Origin of the sequence: Microbacterium sp. (assembly GCF_040394595.1) — a bacterium.
GTDB lineage: Bacteria > Actinomycetota > Actinomycetes > Actinomycetales > Microbacteriaceae > Microbacterium.
In genome coordinates this window covers 46,011-63,576 of the sequence record NZ_JBEBSA010000017.1, presented here as the reverse complement: position 1 = coordinate 63,576, position 17,566 = coordinate 46,011, and the positions used below count along the sequence as shown (strand labels likewise).

Here is a 17,566-nt window from a genome sequence, read left to right as displayed (position 1 = left end):
CGGCGCCCAGGTGCGTGCAGTCCAGCAGCACGTAGTCCTTGTGGGGGCCGGCGCCACGGCCCTCCGCGACCTCCTGCACCATGCTGCGCGCGACGATGTCGCGGGGTGCGAGGTCCTTGATGGTGGGGGCGTAGCGCTCCATGAAACGCTCGCCCGAGGCGTTGCGGAGGATCGCGCCCTCACCGCGCGCGCCCTCGGTGAGGAGGATGCCGAGGCCGGCGAGGCCGGTCGGGTGGAACTGGAAGAACTCGAGGTCCTCGAGGGGGAGGCCCTTGCGCCAGACGATGCCGACGCCGTCGCCCGTGAGGGTGTGCGCGTTGGAGGTCGTCTTGAAGATCTTGCCGAAGCCGCCGGTCGCGAAGATCACGGCCTTGGCCTGGAAGACGTGCAGCTCGCCGGTCGAGAGGTCGTACGCGACGACGCCCGAGACCTGGGTCTTGCCGTCGGCGTCCTTCACCGTCACCAGGTCGAGCACGTAGAACTCGTTGAAGAAGTTGATGCCGAGCTTGACGCAGTTCTGGAACAGCGTCTGCAGGATCATGTGACCGGTGCGGTCGGCCGCGTAGCAGGCGCGACGCACCGGCGACTTGCCGTGCTCACGCGTGTGGCCGCCGAAGCGCCGCTGATCGATCTTGCCCTCGGGGGTGCGGTTGAACGGCAGGCCCATGTTCTCGAGGTCGATGACCGCGTCGATCGCCTCCTTGGCGAGGATCTCCGCGGCATCCTGGTCGACGAGATAGTCGCCGCCCTTGACCGTGTCGTAGGTGTGCCACTCCCAGTTGTCCTCCTCGACGTTCGCGAGGGCGGCGGCCATGCCGCCCTGCGCGGCGCCGGTGTGCGACCGGGTCGGATAGAGCTTCGAGATCACGGCCGTCTTCGCGCCGGGGCCGGCCTCGATGGCGGCACGCATGCCGGCGCCCCCGGCGCCGACGATCACGATGTCGAACTGGTGGTAGTGCACCCCGTCGCGGACGACGGAATCCTGGGTCTGCGTGGTCACTCGTATGCCTCTTCTTCGTTACTTCGCGGCCTGGCAGGTCTGCCACATGGCGCCGCTCTCGAGAACGCCGTTGCACGGGTCGAACGTGAACACCACGAGGGTGCCCAGCAGGATGAGCAGCGCCGCGGCGAGGCCGAGGGCCCACACCAGCACCTTGCGCACGCCGGGCCGGGTCACGTAGTCGTTCACGATGGTGCGCATGCCGTTCGCGCCGTGGATCAGCGCGAGCCACAGCATGAGCACGTCCCACCACTGCCAGAACGGCGTGGCGTACTTGCCGGCGACGAACGCGAAGTCGATCGCGTGGATGCCCTTGCCCACCATGAGGTTGATGAACAGATGGCCGAAGATCAGCACGATCAGCAGCACGCCGGAGAAGCGCATGAACAGCCAGCCGATCTTCTCCAGGTTGAAGCGGCGGGGCTTGCGCCCCTCGGTCGTGACGGTCGCAGCAGCGGACATCAGTGGCCACCTCCCGGTGCGAACGCGAGCGAGAGGTGCCGCGGCACGAAGCCGGCCATCAGGACGACCCACACGCCGATGACGATCCAGAACATCTGGCGCTGGTAGCGGGCGCCCTTCGACCAGAAGTCGATGAGGATGATCCGCAGCCCGTTCATCGCGTGGAAGATGATGCCCGCGACGAGCACGACCTCGCCGACCGCCATGATCGGGTTCTTGTAGGTCCCGATGACGGCGTCGTACGCCTCGGGGGAGACCCGGATGAGCGCGGTGTCGAGCACGTGCACCAAGAGGAAGAAGAAGATGGCGACTCCGGTGATGCGGTGAAGCACCCACGACCACATGCCCTCGCGACCCCGGTAGAGGGTTCCGCGCGGCGTCTTCGAGGTCGTCTCCGAAATCGACGGTGTCAAGCGAGTGCTTGCGGACACGGTCGTCCTCCCTGATCGATTGCGACGTCGGACCATGCCCCGAGGCATGCCCGATCACGTCCATCCTATTCCTGTCAGATCGCTGGGAGCGACGAAGGGCACCCTTAGCAGCGCGCTCCGAGGGGTGGCGGGCGGCGGACGGCTAGCCTGGGGCCATGAGCGAGCCCATCGAGGACTTCTACGCAGTCATCCCCGCCGGCGGCATCGGCAGCAGGCTGTGGCCGCTGTCGCGCGCCGACGCGCCGAAGTTCCTGCACGACCTGACCGGCTCCGGCAATTCGCTCCTGCGCGACACGTGGGACCGCCTCGTACCGCTCGCCGGTGCCGACCGGATCGCCGTCGTCACCGGCCGGGCGCACCGGGCCGCCGTCGAGGCCGAGCTCCCCGACATCCCCGACCGCAACGTCTTCCTCGAGTCCGAGCCGCGTGAGTCCGCCGCGGCGATCGGCCTCGCCGCGGCCATCCTGCACCGCCGCGACCCCGACGTGATCATCGGCTCGTTCAGCGCCGACCACGTGATCCACGGCTCGCGCGTGTTCGAGTTCGCCGTGCGCGACGCGGTCGAGGTGGCCCGCGAGGGGTACATCTGCACGATCGGCATCGCGCCCACCGAGCCGGCCGTCGGCTTCGGATACATCAAGAGGGGCGGCGAGCTCGTGGTCGACGGGGCGCGGGAGGCCGCGCTGGTCGAGAGGTTCGTCGAGAAGCCCGACCTCGCGACGGCGAAGCAGTACCTCGCCGAGCGGACCTACCTCTGGAACGCGGGCATGTTCATCGCGAAGGCGGGCGTGCTCCTCGACGAGCTGGCGCTGAACGAGCCCGAGCTGCACGCCGGGCTGATCGAGCTCGCCGAGGTCTGGGACGACCGCGACCGCCGCGGGCCCGCCGTCGACAGGATCTGGCCCCGTCTGAAGAAGATCGCGATCGACTACGCCGTCGCCGAGCCGGCCGCGGAGCGGGGGAGGCTCGCGGTCGTCCCCGGCCACTTCGAATGGGACGACGTGGGGGACTTCGCCTCGCTGACCAAGCTCATCACCCACGGGCGCAAGAACGACCTCGCCGTGCTGGGCCCGAAGGCGCGGGTGCTCTCCGACGCCGCGAGCGGCATCCTGGTGAGCCAGACCTCCCGCGTGATCAGCCTGGTGGGCGTGCAGGACATCGTCGTGGTCGACACGGAGGACGCGCTACTGGTCACGACGACCGAGCACGCGCAGCGCGTCAAGGGCGTCGTCGAGTCGCTCAAGCTCACCGGGCGCGGCGACGTGCTCTGACGCCGTGTTCGTGCACGCCCGCCAATCCGTCGCGACCCGCATCATCTCAGCTTTGTAACCTTTCGCCAGCGAACGGTCGCCGATGGTGCGGGATCGCCGTCACACTGTGTAACTTTGATCGATCCGCGATGGGCGCGGATCGATTTCGGGAGGCACGAGTGACCATCTCCACCACCAAGAAGCTCATCGGCGCGACCCTCGCCGCGGGCGTCATCATCGCACTGGCCGGCTGCGGCCAGGCCCCCACGAGCAAGCCCGGCGGCAGCGACAAGCCTGTCGACAGCAAGTTCAAGCCCTGCATCGTCTCCGACGACGGCGGCTGGAACGACCGCTCCTTCAACCAGTCCGCCAAGGAGGGCCTGGACAAGATCACGAAGGAGCTCGGCGTCAAGAGCCTCGAGCTGCAGTCCGACTCGGCCGACCAGTACGGCCCGAACCTGGAGCAGCTGGTCAGCTCGGGCTGCACCTACATCATCACCGTCGGCTTCAACCTCTCGGCGGACACCATCAAGTCGGCCAAGGCCAACCCGAAGATCAACTACGCGATCATCGACGACCTCGCCGACGGCGACCAGGACGGCAAGCCGGACGCGCCGAACATCAAGCCGCTGCTCTTCGACACCGTGCAGGCCGCCTACCTCGGCGGATACGCCGCGGCGTCGTGGTCGCACGAGGCCGGCGTCGACAAGGTCGGCACCTTCGGCGGACTGCAGATCCCGCCGGTGACGATCTTCATGGACGGCTTCGTCCAGGGCGTCGCCAAGTACAACGAGGACAAGGGCACCGACGTGAAGTCGGTGGGCTGGGACGTCGCCAAGCAGACCGGTTCGATGACCGGCGGCTTCGCGGCGAACGACACCGCCAAGCAGACCGCCCAGGCGATCCTCGACCAGGGCGTCGACGTGCTCCTCCCTGTCGGCGGCCCGATCTACCAGTCGGCCGGTGCCGCGATCAAGGCGCAGAACAAGGGCACCCTGCTCATGGGCGTCGACTCCGACCTGGCCGTCGCCGACACCTCGGTTGCGTCGATGACGCTGGTCTCGATCCAGAAGAACATCGGCGAGGCTGTGTCCTCCGCCGTGAAGGACGCCGCAGAGGGCAAGATCGACACCACGCCCTACGTCGGCACCCTGGAGAACGGCGGCGTCGGCCTCTCGAGCTTCCACGAATTCGAGTCGAAGCTCCCGAAGGGCCTCCTCGACGAGCTGAAGAAGCTGCAGGAGGACATCATCTCCGGCAAGATCAAGGTCACCTCGGTCTCCTCGCCGAAGGCCTGATGACCTCTCGGATGCGGCCGGGCGACTCGAACGCCCGGCCGCATCTGTCGTGGCGCACAACTCCTGGGTAGGGTGCACTCTATGAAGCTCGAACTCCGCGGAATCACCAAGCGGTTCGGCAGCCTGACAGCCAACGATCACATCGATCTCGTCGTACAGCCCGGGGAGATCCATGCGCTCCTCGGCGAGAACGGCGCCGGCAAGTCGACGCTGATGAACGTCCTGTACGGCCTCTACCAGGCCGATGAAGGCGAGATCCTGCTGGACGACGTCGTCCAGCACTTCGCCGGTCCCGGCGACGCGATGGCGGCGGGAATCGGGATGGTGCATCAGCACTTCATGCTGATCCCCGTGTTCACCGTCGCCGAGAACGTCATGCTGGGTCACGAGATGACCGTGCGCAGCGGTCCCGTCGACACCGGCATCCTGAACATCTCCGAGGCACGGCAGCACGTGCGCGACGTCGCCGCGCGTTTCGGCTTCGACATCGATCCCGACGCCGTCGTCGAGGATCTTCCGGTCGGCGTCCAGCAGCGCGTCGAGATCATCAAGGCCCTGGCCCGCAACGCGAAGGTGCTCGTGTTCGACGAGCCGACCGCCGTGCTGACGCCCCAGGAGACCGACGAGCTGATGGGCATCATGCGCCAGCTCCGCGACGAGGGCGCCGCGATCGTGTTCATCACGCACAAGCTGCGCGAGGTGCGCGAGGTCGCGGACCGCATCACGATCGTCCGCCTCGGGAAGATCGTCGGCGAGGCGTCGCCGACCGCGTCGAACGCGGAGCTCGCGTCGATGATGGTCGGACGCGCGGTCGAGCTGACGGTGCAGAAGGACCCGCCGAACATCCGGGAGGGCGGCCTCGAGGTGCGCGCCCTCAGCGTCGCCCTGCCATCGGGGCAACTCGCCGTCGACCGCGTGAGCTTCGACGTGCGCCCCGGTGAGGTGCTCGCGATCGCGGGCGTGCAGGGCAACGGCCAGACCGAGCTCGTGGAGGCGCTCATCGGGCTGCAGACCAAGGGCCTCACCGGCACCGCGAGCCTCAACGGCACCGAACTGCTCGGCCGATCGGTGCGCAGCGTGCTCGACGCCGGGGTCGGGTTCGTGCCGGAGGACCGCACGGTCGACGGGCTGGTCGGGGTGTTCAGCGTCGCGGAGAACCTGATGCTCGACCGGTCCTCGGCGCCCGAGTTCGTGACCGCGGGGACGATCAGCCGCTCCCGGCGCGACGCGTTCGCCCGCGACCGGATCACGGAGTACGACATCCGCACGCAGGGTCCGCAGACCCCGGCGGGCGCGCTCTCGGGCGGGAACCAGCAGAAGGTCGTGATCGCGCGCGAGCTGAGCCGCGACCTCACCCTGCTGGTCGCCTCGCAGCCGACGCGCGGTGTGGACGTGGGGTCGATCGAGTTCATCCACAAGCGGATCATCGAGACCCGCGACTCCGGGGTCCCGGTGATCGTGGTCTCCACGGAGCTGGACGAGGTCGCCGCCCTCGCCGACAAGATCGCGGTGATGTACCGCGGCAAGATCATGGACATCGTGCCGGCGACGACGCCGCGCGATGTCCTGGGCCTCCTGATGGCGGGGGAGAAGGACGCAGCATGACCGACGTGAAACCCCGTCCCGAGGCCGAGCAGCCGGAGCCGCCGCGCTCCGCGCTGTTCGTCCGCGAACTGCTCCGCGGCAGCGTCGTCACGACGGTGCTCGCGATCGTCGCCGCCTTCGTCATCGGCGGCGTCCTCATCGCGGTGACAGACCCGACGGTCCAGGAGACCGCCGGCTACTTCTTCGCGCAGCCGGGCGACATGCTCGGTGCGATCTGGCAGGCCGTCGCCAACGGCTACGGCGCCCTGTTCCAGGGGTCGGTCTTCAACTTCAACGCCGTCGACTTCGCGGGCTTCATCACCCCGCTGACGAACAGCATGAAGTTCGCGGCTCCGCTCATCATGGCGGGCCTCGGCGTCGGCCTCGCCTTCCGCGTCGGCCTCTTCAACATCGGCGGTCAGGGACAGATCCTCATCGCCGGCGTGTTCGTCGGCTTCCTGTCCTTCCAGTTCCCCTTCGACATGCCGATGTGGCTGCACATCCCGTTCACCCTCGTGATCGGCATGCTCGGCGGTGCGCTGTGGGCGGGCATCGCCGGTCTGCTCAAGGCCCGCACCGGCGCCCACGAGGTGATCCTCACGATCATGCTCAACTGGATCGCCCTCTACCTGGTGGGCTATCTGGTGCGCACCCCGGGGCTGCAGAAGCCCGGCTCGAACCAGTCGCAGTCGGTGCCGACGCCGGAGTCTGCGCAGTTCCCGCCGCTGTTCGGCTCGCAGTTCTCCGGCCTGACGATCGGCTTCCTCATCGCGATCATCCTCGCAGCCGCCGTGTGGTGGCTGATGGAGCGGTCGAGCCTGGGCTTCCGGATGCGCGCCGTCGGCGAGAACCCGAACGCCGCTCGCGCGGCGGGCATCGGCGTGGAGCGGATGTACCTCTACGCGATGGTGTTCGCGGGCGCGCTCGCGGGCGCCGCCGGCGTCAACCAGCTCAGCACGTCGACCGTCGACGGGTTCAACAACGGCTTCGACTCGGGCATCGGCTTCGACGCGATCACCGTGGCCCTGCTCGGGCGCAGCCGCGCCTGGGGCATCGTCGCGGCCGGGCTCCTCTTCGGCGCTCTGAAGGCCGGCTCGTTCGGCATGGCGGGGCAGGGGATCCCCAAGGAGATCGTGGTCGTCGTGCAGTCGATCATCGTGCTGTTCATCGCCGCGCCGCCGCTCGTGCGCACGATCTTCTTCCTCCCCAAGAGCGAGGCCGAGCGCGCCGCGAAGGCGAAGGCGAAGGCCGACAGGAAGGCCGCCCGCGCGGCCGCGAAGGAGGTGGCGGCATGACCGCGATCGCCGAGGCCGCCGAGGTGCGCACCGTTCAGCTGCCCATCGCCAAGCGCCTTCCCGTCTCGCTGAGCATCGCCACCGTGCTGCTCGGCGCGCTGTTCCTCATCGCTCCCCGGCACGGTGACGCGGTCTTCCGCCTGAACGACGGCACGACCGCGCTGAAGCTGCCCGATCAGACCGTCCCGGCCGACGTCGTCCTCACGGTCGTCACGATCCTGCTGGTGCTCCTCAGCGTCTGGTCCTGGGTCGCGGCCGCCCGACGCGTGCGCGCGGGCGGCTGGGTGCCCGTCCTGTTCGCGATCCTCGCCGTCTTCGCCTTCGTCACCTGGGCGGCGGCAGGGGCGAGCGGGCAGGTACCGGTCGTCAACATGCTCTACGGCGCGATCTCGCTGGCCGTTCCGCTCGCGTTCGGCGCCCTCGGCGGCGTCATCGGCGAGCGGGCCGGCGTGGTCAACGTCGCGATCGAGGGACAGCTGCTGCTCGGCGCCTTCCTCGGCGTCGTGTTCGGCACTCTCGCGAGCAACCCGTTCGTCGGCCTCATCGGCGCGATGATCGGCGGCATGCTGGTGGCCTTCGTGCTGGCGGCCTTCGCGATCAAGTACCTCGTCGAGCAGGTCATCGTCGGTGTCGTGCTGAACGTGCTGGTGGGCGGTCTGACCACGTTCCTGTTCACGATCCTCCTGGTGCCCAACTCGGACACGCTGAACAACACCCCGCAGTTCACGGCCATCAAGATCCCGCTGCTGAGCGAGATCCCGGTCATCGGCCCCGTGCTGTTCAACCAGAACTTCATCGTCTACCTGCTCTACATCGCCGTCCCCCTGGTGGCCTTCGGGCTCTACCGCACGCGCTGGGGCCTGCGACTGCGGGCGGTCGGCGAGTACCCGCGTGCGGCCGACACCGTCGGCATCAAGGTCAACCCGACGCGGTTCTGGAATGTCATGCTCGCCGGCGCGCTCGCGGGCATCGGCGGCGCGTACTTCACGCTCGTCTCGGTGCCGCACTTCAACCGCGAGATGACCAACGGCGCCGGGTTCATCGCCCTCGCCGCCGTCATCTTCGGTCGCTGGGATCCGGTGCGCGCGACGCTCGCGGCGTTGCTCTTCGGCTTCGCGACGAACTTGCAGAACACCTTCGCCGCCATCGGAACCCCCGTCCCGGGCGAGTTCCTGCTCATGCTGCCCTACGTCGTGACGCTGATCGCGGTCGTAGGGTTCGTCGGACAGATCCGCGCACCTGCGGCCGACGGCAAACCGTACATCAAGTCGTAGGAGGATGACGACGACATGACCGACATCGACTGGGACGAGCTCCGCCAGGTGGCGACCGATGCGATGCGGCGCGCATATGCGCCGTACTCCCGCTACAAGGTGGGGGCCGCGGCCCTCGTCGGAGACGGGCGCATCGTCGCCGGATGCAACGTCGAGAACGCCTCCTACGGCGTGGGGCTGTGCGCGGAGTGCGCCCTGGTCGGCGACTTGCACATGTCCGGCGGCGGCCAGCTGGTGGCCTTCGTATGCGTGAACGGTGAGGGGCAGACGATCATGCCCTGCGGCCGCTGCCGTCAGCTGCTGTTCGAGCACGCGATGCCGGGGATGCTCCTGGAGACCGTCTCGGGCATCCGCACGATCGACGAGGTGCTGCCCGACGCGTTCGGGCCGCGCGACCTGGAGGAGGTCCGATGACGGTGGAGCCGTTCGACGCGGTCGACGTGATCCGTGCGAAGCGCGACGGGGGCGTCGTCCCCGAGCCGGCGCTGCGCTGGATGGTCGACGCCTACACCCGCGGCTACGTGTCCGACGCGCAGATGGCGTCGTTCGCGATGGCGGTCTTCCAGCGCGGCATGGAGCGCGACGAGATCCGTGTGCTCACCGATGCGATGATCGCCTCGGGCGAACGCATGAGCTTCGCCGCGCTCGGCAAGAAGACGGTCGACAAGCACTCGACCGGCGGGGTGGGTGACAAGATCACCCTTCCGCTGGCGCCCCTCGTCGCCGTCTTCGGCGTCGCGGTGCCGCAGTTGTCCGGTCGCGGGCTCGGCCACACCGGAGGCACGCTCGACAAGCTCGAGTCGATCCCCGGATGGCGCGCGGCACTGTCCAACGAGGAGATGTTCGCCCAGATGCAGGGCGACGTCGGCGCCGTCATCTGCGCGGCGGGCTCGGGCCTCGCCCCCGCCGACAAGAAGCTCTACGCGCTCCGCGACGTCACCGGCACCGTCGAGGCCATCCCGCTGATCGCCTCGAGCATCATGTCGAAGAAGATCGCCGAGGGCACCGACGCCCTCGTGCTCGACGTGAAGTTCGGCTCGGGTGCGTTCATGCAGGACATCGACCGCGCACGCGAGCTGGCCCGCACGATGGTGGCGCTCGGCACCGATTCGGGGGTCGCCACCACCGCGCTGCTGACCGACATGAACGTGCCGCTCGGGCGCGCGATCGGGAACGCCAACGAGGTGCGCGAGTCCGTCGAGGTGCTCGCGGGCGGCGGGCCCGCCGACATCCGCGAGCTGACCGTCGCTCTCGCACGGGAGATGCTCGCGCTCTCCGGCCAGCCGGACGCCGACGTCGAGGCCGCGCTGGACGACGGACGGGCGATGGACCGCTGGAACGCGATGATCCGCGCCCAGGACGGGGATCCGGATGCTCCGCTCCCGGTCGCCCGGGAGACGCACGTCGTCACCGCGGCGGAGAGCGGTGTCGTGACGCGGATGGATGCGCTGCCCTTCGGCGTCGCGGCCTGGCGGCTCGGAGCGGGCCGCGCCCGCGCTGAGGACCCGGTGATCCACGCGGCGGGCATCGACCTGCATGTGAAGCCGGGGGAGCGCGTCGAGGCCGGTCAGCCGGTGTTCACGCTTTCCGCGGACGATCCGGCGCGGTTCGGCCGGGCTCTGGAGGCGCTCGAGGGCGCGTGGGAGCTCGGCATCGAGGCGCCGCAGACCGGCTCGCTGGTGCGCGAGCGCATCACGGCGTAGACGACGAGTCGCGGCGGGGCCGTGCGGTTCGGGAGAATGGACGCATGACGATCGAACAGTCCGGCGACCTCACCGTGCAGGGACTCTCCCTGCGCGCTCTGCCGAAGATCTCGCTCCACGACCACCTCGACGGCGGCGTGCGGCCGCAGACCATCATCGAGCTCGCCGATGCGCAGGGGCTCTCCGCCCCGGCGAAGGACGCGGAGTCGCTGCGACGCTGGTTCGCCAAGCAGAGCGATGCCGGCTCACTGGTCGAGTACCTGAAGACCTTCGCGTTGACGACGTCGGTGATGCAGTCGGCGGAGTCGCTGCAGCGGATCGCCCGCGAGTTCGTGGAGGATCTCGCCGCCGACGGCGTGATCTACGGCGAGGTGCGCTGGGCGCCCGAGCAGCACCTCCAGGGCGGCCTCAGCCTCGTGCAGGCCGTCGAGGCGGTCCAGCGCGGCATCGAGGAGGGCGAGGACGCCGTGGAGGGCACGGGGCGCAGCATCCGCGTCGGCCAGCTGCTCTCCGCGATGCGGCAGGCCGATCGGGGCCGCGAGATCGCGGAGCTCGCAGTCTCCTTCCGCGATCGCGGCGTGGTCGGGTTCGACATCGCCGGCCCGGAGGACGGCTACCCGGCATCCGGTTTCCGCGACGCCTTCGACTACCTCGCTGGCGAGTTCTTCCCGGTGACGGTGCACGCCGGAGAGGCCGCGGGGCTGTCGTCCATCCGTTCCGCGCTGATCGACGGCCGCGCGCTGCGGCTCGGGCACGGCGTGCGCATCGCCGAGGACCTGCAGATCGTCGACCGCGAGGGCGATGATGTGCAGGTGCAGTTCGGCGACCTCGCGCGGTGGGTGCGCGACAGGGAGATCCCGCTCGAGCTGTCCCCGTCGTCGAACCTGCAGACCGGCGCGTCCGCGCTGTGGGGCGACGAGCTCGCCGACCACCCCTTCGACCTGCTCTATCAGCTCGGCTTCGCGGTGACGGTGAACACCGACAACCGGACGATGAGCGAGACCTCGCTGACCCGCGAGCTCGCCCTGCTCGTCGACGCCTTCGGCTACGACCTGGAGGACCTCGAGGCGTTCCAGTTCAACGCCGCGTCGGCGGTCTTCCTGCCGGTCGAGGAGCGCGAGGAGCTCGTCGAGATCGTCGCCGACGGATTCGACGCCTGACGCCGGCCGATCCCCTCGTCCCGTTTCGCGGACGGTGTCTCGTTTCGCGGGTGGTTCGGGTGGTGGGGTCTGTGGTTCGTGACGGGGTCTGCGGTTCGGGCCGGGGCCGGGTGGGTGGGTGTCCCGTTTCGCGGATGGTGTCTCGTTTCGCGGGTGGTTCGGGTGGTGGGGTCTGTGGTTCGTGACAGGGTCTGCGGTTCGGGCCGGGGCCGGGGCCCTGCGCCTCAGCCGAACAGAGACACGATGCCGCGGATCAGCACCACCACGGCGCCCGCCCAGGCGCACAGCAGCATCGCCCGGCGCGCGACGTGCACGGGCACGCGGCGGGTGAGCCATGCGCCGAGGAGCATCCCGACGGCGGTGCAGGCCGCCAGCACCGCCACGGTCCACGGCGGGGACGAGGGCAGGCCGCGCAGAGCCACTGAGACCGCCCCGTAGCCGAGGAACACGACCTGAGCGCTCGCGGCGAAGCGGCGCTGCGGCCAGTCGTCCCCCAGCGCGTAGGCGGCGAGAGCGGGCCCGGAGAGCCCGCTCGACGCGTGCATGAAGCCCGCCAGGGCTCCCGAGCCGATCGCGCCTCCGCGGCCCCGTAGCTGCGCCGCGAGCTTCCCGAACCGCTGGGCGTTCAGCGCGATGAGCCCCATCGCCCCGATGAGCAGCAGCAGCGCCGGCTCGGGCAGCAGCTGCGACGTGAGGGCTCCGAGCGGCGCGGCGAGCAGCCCGGCGGCGAGCAGCCACCGGGTGCGCGGCCAGTCCACCTCCCGCCAGGCTCCGGGCACCGCGAACAGCGAGGCGATCACGGCGAGCAGCACCGCGATCGTCACGCCCTCGACCGGCCCGAAGGCGAGCACCACCGGGCCGATCAGGACGAGCACGAACGCGAGGCCCGTGACGCGCTGGATGATCGCGGCGACGACCGTCACCGCCGCGATCAGCGAGACGAGCAGACCGCTCAGGATCGCTCGTCGAGCAGCGCGCGCACCGCCGACTCGAGCTCTGCGACCGCGTCGCGGGCCGCGTCCGGGGTGTCGGCCCTGGCGTCGATGTAGACCTTGAGCTTGGGCTCCGTGCCGCTGGGACGCACGATCACGCGCGAGCCGTCGGCGAGACGGTACCTCAGCACGTCTCCGACCGGGGCGCCGGTTACACCGGCTGCCAGGTCCTCGGCGACCTCCACCGCGCGCGCTCCGAACGCCGCCGGGGGCGTGGCGCGCAGCGAGGACATCAGGGCGCCGATCACCGTGAGGTCGTCGACGCGGATCGAGACCTGCCCGCTCGCGAAGCGGCCGATGCGCTCGCCCAGCTCGTCGAGGAGGTCGGCGATGGTCGCGTCACGACCGCGGGCCTCGGCGGCGAGGCCGAGCATTGCGATCGCGGCCGAGATACCGTCCTTGTCGCGCACCGTGTCCGGGTTGACGAGGTAGCCCAGCGCCTCTTCGAATCCGAAGACCATGCCCGGCGCCCGAGAGATCCACTTGAAGCCGGTCAGGGTCTCATGGAAGCCGAGGCCGTATGACTCGGCGATCGCGCCGAGTCCGGGGGAGGAGACGAGCGAGCAGGCCAGCGACGCGCCCGCGGCGCCCTCGGCGGCCCGTGCGGCGCGCCAGCCGAGCAGCAGGCCCACCTCATTGCCCGTGAGACGGCGCCAGCCTCCTTCGGCCGCGGCGTCCGGGATCGCGACCGCGAGGCGGTCGGCGTCCGGATCGTTGGCGACGACGAACTCGGCGTCGGCGACCCGCGCGCGCTCGAAGGCGAGGTCCATCGCGCCCGGCTCCTCCGGGTTGGGGAAGGCGACGGTGCGGAAGGTCGGGTCAGGGTCGCGCTGCTCGTCGACGACCCGCGGCGCCGGGTAGCCGGCCTTCTTCACGACCCGGGAGAAGGTCTCCCACCCCACGCCGTGCATGGCGGTGTAGACCCACCGCATCTCCTGCACGCCCAGGGGCGCGGGGGCGACGGCGGCGGTCGCGGCGATGTAGGCGTCGACGATCTCCTCCGAGGCGATCTCGTACCCGTCCGAGCGGGGGAGCGCGCCGATGTCGCCCGCGTCGGCGATGCGCTGGATCTCGGCGGCGATCTCGGCGTCCGCCGGGGAGACGATCTGCGATCCGTGATCGTCGCCGCCGAGGTAGACCTTGTAGCCGTTGTCGTTCGGCGGATTGTGGCTCGCGGTGACCATCACGCCAGCATCCGCCTGCAGGTGGCGCACTGCGAAGGCGAGCACGGGCGTCGGCAGCAGCCGGGGCAGCAGCACGGCGCGGAGCCCGGCGCCGGCGAACAGTTCCGCCGAGTCGAGGGCGAAACGGCGGGAGTTGCGCCGTCCGTCGTAGCCGATCACGACCGTGGGCGTGCCGGAGGCGCGGGTGCGGAGGTACGCGGCGAAGCCGGCGGCGGCCTGGGAGACGAGCACCCGGTTCATCCGGTTGCTGCCGGCACCGAGGGCGCCGCGGAGACCGGCGGTGCCGAAGGCGAGGCGGGAGCCGAAGCGGTCGTCGAGGTCGGCGAGGGCCGCCGCGTCTCCGCCGGCCGCTCGGGTGATGATGCCGGCCAGCTCGTCGCGGGTCTCGGCGTCGGGGTCCTGTCGGAGCCAGGCGCGGGCCCGGGTCAGCATGTCGCTCACAGCGCCTCGATCACCTTCGCGAGCAGGGCGGAGATCACTGGCTCCGCGGCCTGTCCCGCCTCGATCACCTCGGCGTGGCTCAGCGGGGTCTGCTGGATGCCCGCGGCGAGGTTGGTGATGAGTGAGAACCCGAGGATCTCCATGCCCGCCTCACGCGCCGCGATGGCCTCCAGTGCGGTCGACATGCCCACGATGTCGCCGCCGATGCGCTTGGCCATCTGTACCTCGGCCGGCGTCTCGTAGTGCGGTCCGCGGAACTGCGTGTAGACGCCCTCGTCGAGCGTCGGGTCGATGCCCCGTGCCACGTCGCGTAGCCGCGAGGAATACAGGTCGGTGAGGTCGATGAAGGTCGCGCCCTCGAGGGGCGAGTCGGCGGTGAGGTTGATGTGGTCGCTGATGAGGACCGGCTGCCCGGGGCTCCACGTCTCGCGCACGCCGCCGGCGCCGTTCGTGAGCACCATGATCTTCGCTCCGGTGGCGGCGGCGGTGCGGACGGAGTGGACGACTCGGCGCACGCCGTGACCCTCGTAGTAGTGCGTCCTCGCACCGATCACGAGCACGTTCCTGCCCCCGGGGGTGCGGATGCTGCGCAGCGTGCCGACGTGCCCCTCGAGCGCGGGCCGGGAGAATCCGGTCACCTCGGTCGCGGGGATGGTCGCGACGGTCTCGCCGATCAGCTCTGCGGCCTTGCCCCAGCCCGAGCCGAGCGTGAGGGCGATGTCGTGATGGTCGACCCCGCTCAGTCGCGCGATGTCCGCCGCCGCCTCCGCGGCCACGTCGAGCGGCCGGGCGCTCGGATCGTCGAGGGGGTTGGTGAAGGTGTCTGACATGAGACCACTCTATGGCGGTGCGGCCCCGCTGTCTCGTGCGATGCGGGCACCCCCGCGGGTACGGAAGAATGGAGGCATGGCGCAGACCCCCTTCGCGAACAGGCAGAGCGTCGCCGTGCTCGGCGGCGGCCCCGGTGGCTATGAGGCGGCGCTCGCCGCCGCACAGCTCGGAGCCGAGGTGACCCTGGTCGAGAGGACGGGGGTGGGCGGCTCCGCCGTGCTCACCGACGTGGTCCCCTCGAAGAGCCTCATCGCGACGGCGGACGCCGCGGTCGCGATCTCCGAGGCCTCGGACCTCGGCGTCCAGTTCTACGCGAAGGGGGCGGCGGGCACCCCGCTGAAGCCGGAGATCGCGATCAACCTCGCCGCCGTGAACAAGCGGCTGATGGCCCTGGCCGGTCAGCAGTCCGAGGACATGCGCACCACGCTGCTCGACGCGGGGGTGAAGATCCTCTCCGGTCATGGCCGTATCGAGGGGTCCAACGCGATCGTCGTGTCGACCTCGCCCGGCGGCACCGACTTCGATCGCATCGAGGCGGACACCCTGGTGGTCGCCGTGGGCGCCGCGCCCCGTGAGCTGGACTCCGCGAAGCCGGACGGCAAGCGCATCCTCACCTGGACCCAGCTGTACGACATGAAGGCGCTCCCCGAGCACCTCATCGTGGTGGGGTCCGGCGTGACCGGAGCGGAGTTCGCCTCCGCGTACATGAACCTCGGTGCGAAGGTGACCCTGGTGTCCAGCCGCGACCAGGTGCTCCCGGGCGAGGACGAGGACGCCGCGCACGTGCTCGAGAAGGTCTTCAAGCGCGGCGGGATGCAGGTGCTGTCGAAGTCGCGCGCGGACAAGGTCGAGAAGACCAAGGACGGCGTGGTCGTCACGCTCTCGGACGGGCGCACCGTGGAGGGCAGCCACTGTCTCATGGCGGTGGGGTCGATCCCGAACACCGCCGGCATCGGTCTCGAGGAGGCGGGCGTCGAGCTCACCGAGTCGGGGCATATCCGGGTGAACCGCGTCGCGCGGACCTCCGTGTCGAACATCTACGCGGTCGGCGACTGCACGAACTTCTTCCCGCTGGCCTCTGTCGCGTCGATGCAGGGGCGCACAGCGGTGTTCCACGCCCTGGGCGACATCGTGATCCCGCTCGAGCAGCGCAAGATCACCGCGAACATCTTCACCGCGCCGGAGATCGCGACGGTCGGATACTCCGAGAAGGACGTGAAGGAGGGGGCCGCCGAGGGCATCGTCTACAAGCTGCCCCTCGCCGCCAATCCTCGCGCGAAGATGATGGGCATCCGCGACGGCTTCGTGAAGCTCATCGCGCGCAAGGGATCCGGGACGGTGATCGGCGGCGTGATCGTCGCGCCGAAGGCCTCCGAGCTCATCTACCCGATCGCGGTCGCCGTCGAGCGGCGCCTGTCGGTCGACCAGGTGTCCCGCGTGTTCGCCGCGTACCCGTCGCTGTCGTCGAGCATCACCGACGCCAGCCGCGCGATGCACCTCGTGAACATCTCCTGACCAAGTGGATCCGCTCCGCGCGATTGGCGGGAATCCTCCGATCGCTGTCGATCCTGCCACTGGCCGCCCCGAACGGCGGTCGGGTCTCATAGGGGGATGACGATGCGCGCCGCCCCGGGACTCGACGCGCCTCCGCAGTCCATCGGGGTGGCACAGGGCGTCGCCCTCTACGTGTGCGCGATCCTCGGGGCGGGAGTGCTCGTGCTCCCGGGGCAGGCCGCCTCCCTGGCCGGCCCCGCGTCGCTCGTGGCCTGGGGGTTCAGCGCCCTCCTCGGGGTGCCGCTCGCCTTTACCTTCGCGGCGCTGGCCTCCCGGTATCCGGACGCCGGCGGCGTGGCCACCTTCGCGGCGAAGGCTTTCGGCGCTCGCGCCGGCGGCATCGCGGGGTGGTGGTATTTCATCGCGGGCTCGGTGGGGCAGGTGATCGTCCCCCTGACCGCCGGATACTACGTCGCCGCCGCGCTGGGATGGGATCAGCGGGCGGCTCCCGCGGTGGCCGTCGTCGTGCTGGCGCTCGCCATCGCCGCGAACCTCGCGGGCGCGAGGGTCGGGGCGCGGATGCAGATCGGCCTCGCCATCGGCGTCGCGGTCCTCCTCCTCACCGTGATCGTCGTCGCCGTGCCGCAGATCGAGCTCGCGCGGTTCGCTCCGTTCGCGCCCCACGGCGTCTCCGGGATCGGTCGCGCCGTGATCGTGCTGTTCTTCGCGTTCGCGGGCTGGGAGGCGATCGCGCATCTGTCTGCGGAGTTCCGCGACGTCCGTCGCACCCTGCCCCGCGCGACCCTGCTGACCGTCCTGGTGGTCACCGTGCTCTCCCTCGGTGTCGCCGTCGCGGTGGTCGGCACCGGCGCGTACGGATCGACGGGCGACGATCGGATATCGCCGGGGCTCATCGTCGAGCGCGGGCTGGGTGTCTCGGCGGCCGGGGTGATGGCGGTCGCCGCGGTGATCATCTGCCTCGGCACGACCAATGCCTTCGCCGCGTCCGTCTCCCGGCTCGGCGCAGCGCTCGGGCGCGACGGTTGGGCGCCTGCGGCGCTCGCGCGCCGGTCGGGGCGGGGGACGCCGGTGATCTCGTTGCTGACCGTGGGCGGCATCGGCACAGGGGGCCTGCTCGCCGTGGCCGTGTTCGGCGGGGGGCGCCGA

15 protein-coding genes and 1 pseudogene are annotated in these 17,566 nt (G+C 70.2%); 10 read left to right on the top strand and 6 right to left on the bottom strand.

What is annotated here, in order from left to right; translation table 11 throughout:
• The 3 genes from ABWO84_RS13695 to sdhC form a co-directional block, all read right to left on the bottom strand.
• Positions 1-1,000 (bottom strand): FAD-dependent oxidoreductase (locus tag ABWO84_RS13695; RefSeq protein WP_353115467.1); only part of this gene is annotated, 1,000 nt, incomplete at its 3' end.
• Positions 1,001-1,018: 18 nt separating this feature from the next.
• Positions 1,019-1,462 (bottom strand): succinate dehydrogenase hydrophobic membrane anchor subunit, encoded by a 444-nt coding sequence (locus tag ABWO84_RS13690; protein WP_353115465.1) that lies wholly within the window; start codon positions 1,460-1,462, stop codon positions 1,019-1,021.
• The gene (sdhC, locus tag ABWO84_RS13685; RefSeq protein WP_353115463.1) at positions 1,462-1,893 is read right to left on the bottom strand and encodes a succinate dehydrogenase, cytochrome b556 subunit; all 432 of its coding nucleotides are present in this window, start codon (positions 1,891-1,893) and stop codon (positions 1,462-1,464) included. The genes ABWO84_RS13690 and sdhC overlap by 1 nt, the downstream gene beginning before the upstream one ends.
• 155 nt (positions 1,894-2,048) lie before the next feature.
• Here sdhC and ABWO84_RS13680 point away from each other — a divergent pair, with 155 nt between their 5' ends.
• From ABWO84_RS13680 to ABWO84_RS13645, 8 genes are all read left to right on the top strand, one after another.
• Positions 2,049-3,164 (top strand): mannose-1-phosphate guanylyltransferase, encoded by a 1,116-nt coding sequence (locus tag ABWO84_RS13680; protein ID WP_353115461.1) that lies wholly within the window; start codon positions 2,049-2,051, stop codon positions 3,162-3,164.
• A gap of 158 nt (positions 3,165-3,322) precedes the next feature.
• A complete protein-coding gene (locus tag ABWO84_RS13675; protein ID WP_353115459.1) occupies positions 3,323-4,441 on the top strand; it encodes a BMP family lipoprotein in 1,119 nt (372 codons plus the stop codon).
• 81 nt (positions 4,442-4,522) lie between these two features.
• Positions 4,523-6,046, top strand: a complete 1,524-nt coding sequence (locus ABWO84_RS13670) for an ABC transporter ATP-binding protein (RefSeq protein ID WP_353115457.1) — start codon at positions 4,523-4,525, stop codon at positions 6,044-6,046.
• Positions 6,043-7,320: an ABC transporter permease gene (locus tag ABWO84_RS13665; RefSeq protein ID WP_353115455.1), complete on the top strand. Its 1,278-nt coding sequence runs from the start codon at positions 6,043-6,045 to the stop codon at positions 7,318-7,320. The genes ABWO84_RS13670 and ABWO84_RS13665 overlap by 4 nt, the downstream gene beginning before the upstream one ends.
• Complete coding sequence (locus ABWO84_RS13660) at positions 7,317-8,594, top strand: ABC transporter permease (protein ID WP_353115453.1); 1,278 nt, start codon at positions 7,317-7,319, stop codon at positions 8,592-8,594. The genes ABWO84_RS13665 and ABWO84_RS13660 overlap by 4 nt, the downstream gene beginning before the upstream one ends.
• 15 nt (positions 8,595-8,609) lie before the next feature.
• Entirely contained in the window at positions 8,610-9,008 is a 399-nt protein-coding gene (locus ABWO84_RS13655; protein WP_353115451.1) for a cytidine deaminase, read from the top strand.
• A complete protein-coding gene (locus ABWO84_RS13650; RefSeq protein WP_353115449.1) occupies positions 9,005-10,297 on the top strand; it encodes a thymidine phosphorylase in 1,293 nt (430 codons plus the stop codon). Before ABWO84_RS13655 ends, ABWO84_RS13650 begins: the two co-directional genes overlap by 4 nt.
• A gap of 44 nt (positions 10,298-10,341) precedes the next feature.
• Entirely contained in the window at positions 10,342-11,457 is a 1,116-nt protein-coding gene (locus tag ABWO84_RS13645) for an adenosine deaminase (RefSeq protein ID WP_353115447.1), read from the top strand.
• Positions 11,458-11,681: 224 nt separating this feature from the next.
• Here ABWO84_RS13645 and ABWO84_RS13640 read toward each other — a convergent pair whose 3' ends face one another.
• The 3 genes from ABWO84_RS13640 to ABWO84_RS13630 are packed head-to-tail and all read right to left on the bottom strand — an operon-like array spanning position 11,682 to position 14,904.
• Complete coding sequence (locus ABWO84_RS13640) at positions 11,682-12,380, bottom strand: TSUP family transporter (RefSeq protein WP_353115445.1); 699 nt, start codon at positions 12,378-12,380, stop codon at positions 11,682-11,684.
• Positions 12,381-12,409: 29 nt separating this feature from the next.
• Positions 12,410-14,065, bottom strand: a complete 1,656-nt coding sequence (locus ABWO84_RS13635; protein WP_353115471.1) for a phospho-sugar mutase — start codon at positions 14,063-14,065, stop codon at positions 12,410-12,412.
• Between the two features lie 5 nt (positions 14,066-14,070).
• The gene (locus tag ABWO84_RS13630; protein WP_353115443.1) at positions 14,071-14,904 is read right to left on the bottom strand and encodes a purine-nucleoside phosphorylase; all 834 of its coding nucleotides are present in this window, start codon (positions 14,902-14,904) and stop codon (positions 14,071-14,073) included.
• A gap of 76 nt (positions 14,905-14,980) precedes the next feature.
• On the opposite strand from ABWO84_RS13630, the gene ABWO84_RS13625 reads away from it, so the two are divergent.
• Positions 14,981-16,420, top strand: coding sequence for an NAD(P)H-quinone dehydrogenase (locus ABWO84_RS13625; protein ID WP_353115441.1), 1,440 nt, complete (start codon positions 14,981-14,983; stop codon positions 16,418-16,420).
• A 96-nt stretch (positions 16,421-16,516) separates the two neighbouring features.
• Positions 16,517-17,485, top strand: a pseudogene (locus ABWO84_RS13620) (APC family permease); the annotation flags it as partial.
• Between the last annotated feature and the right edge of the window lie 81 nt (positions 17,486-17,566).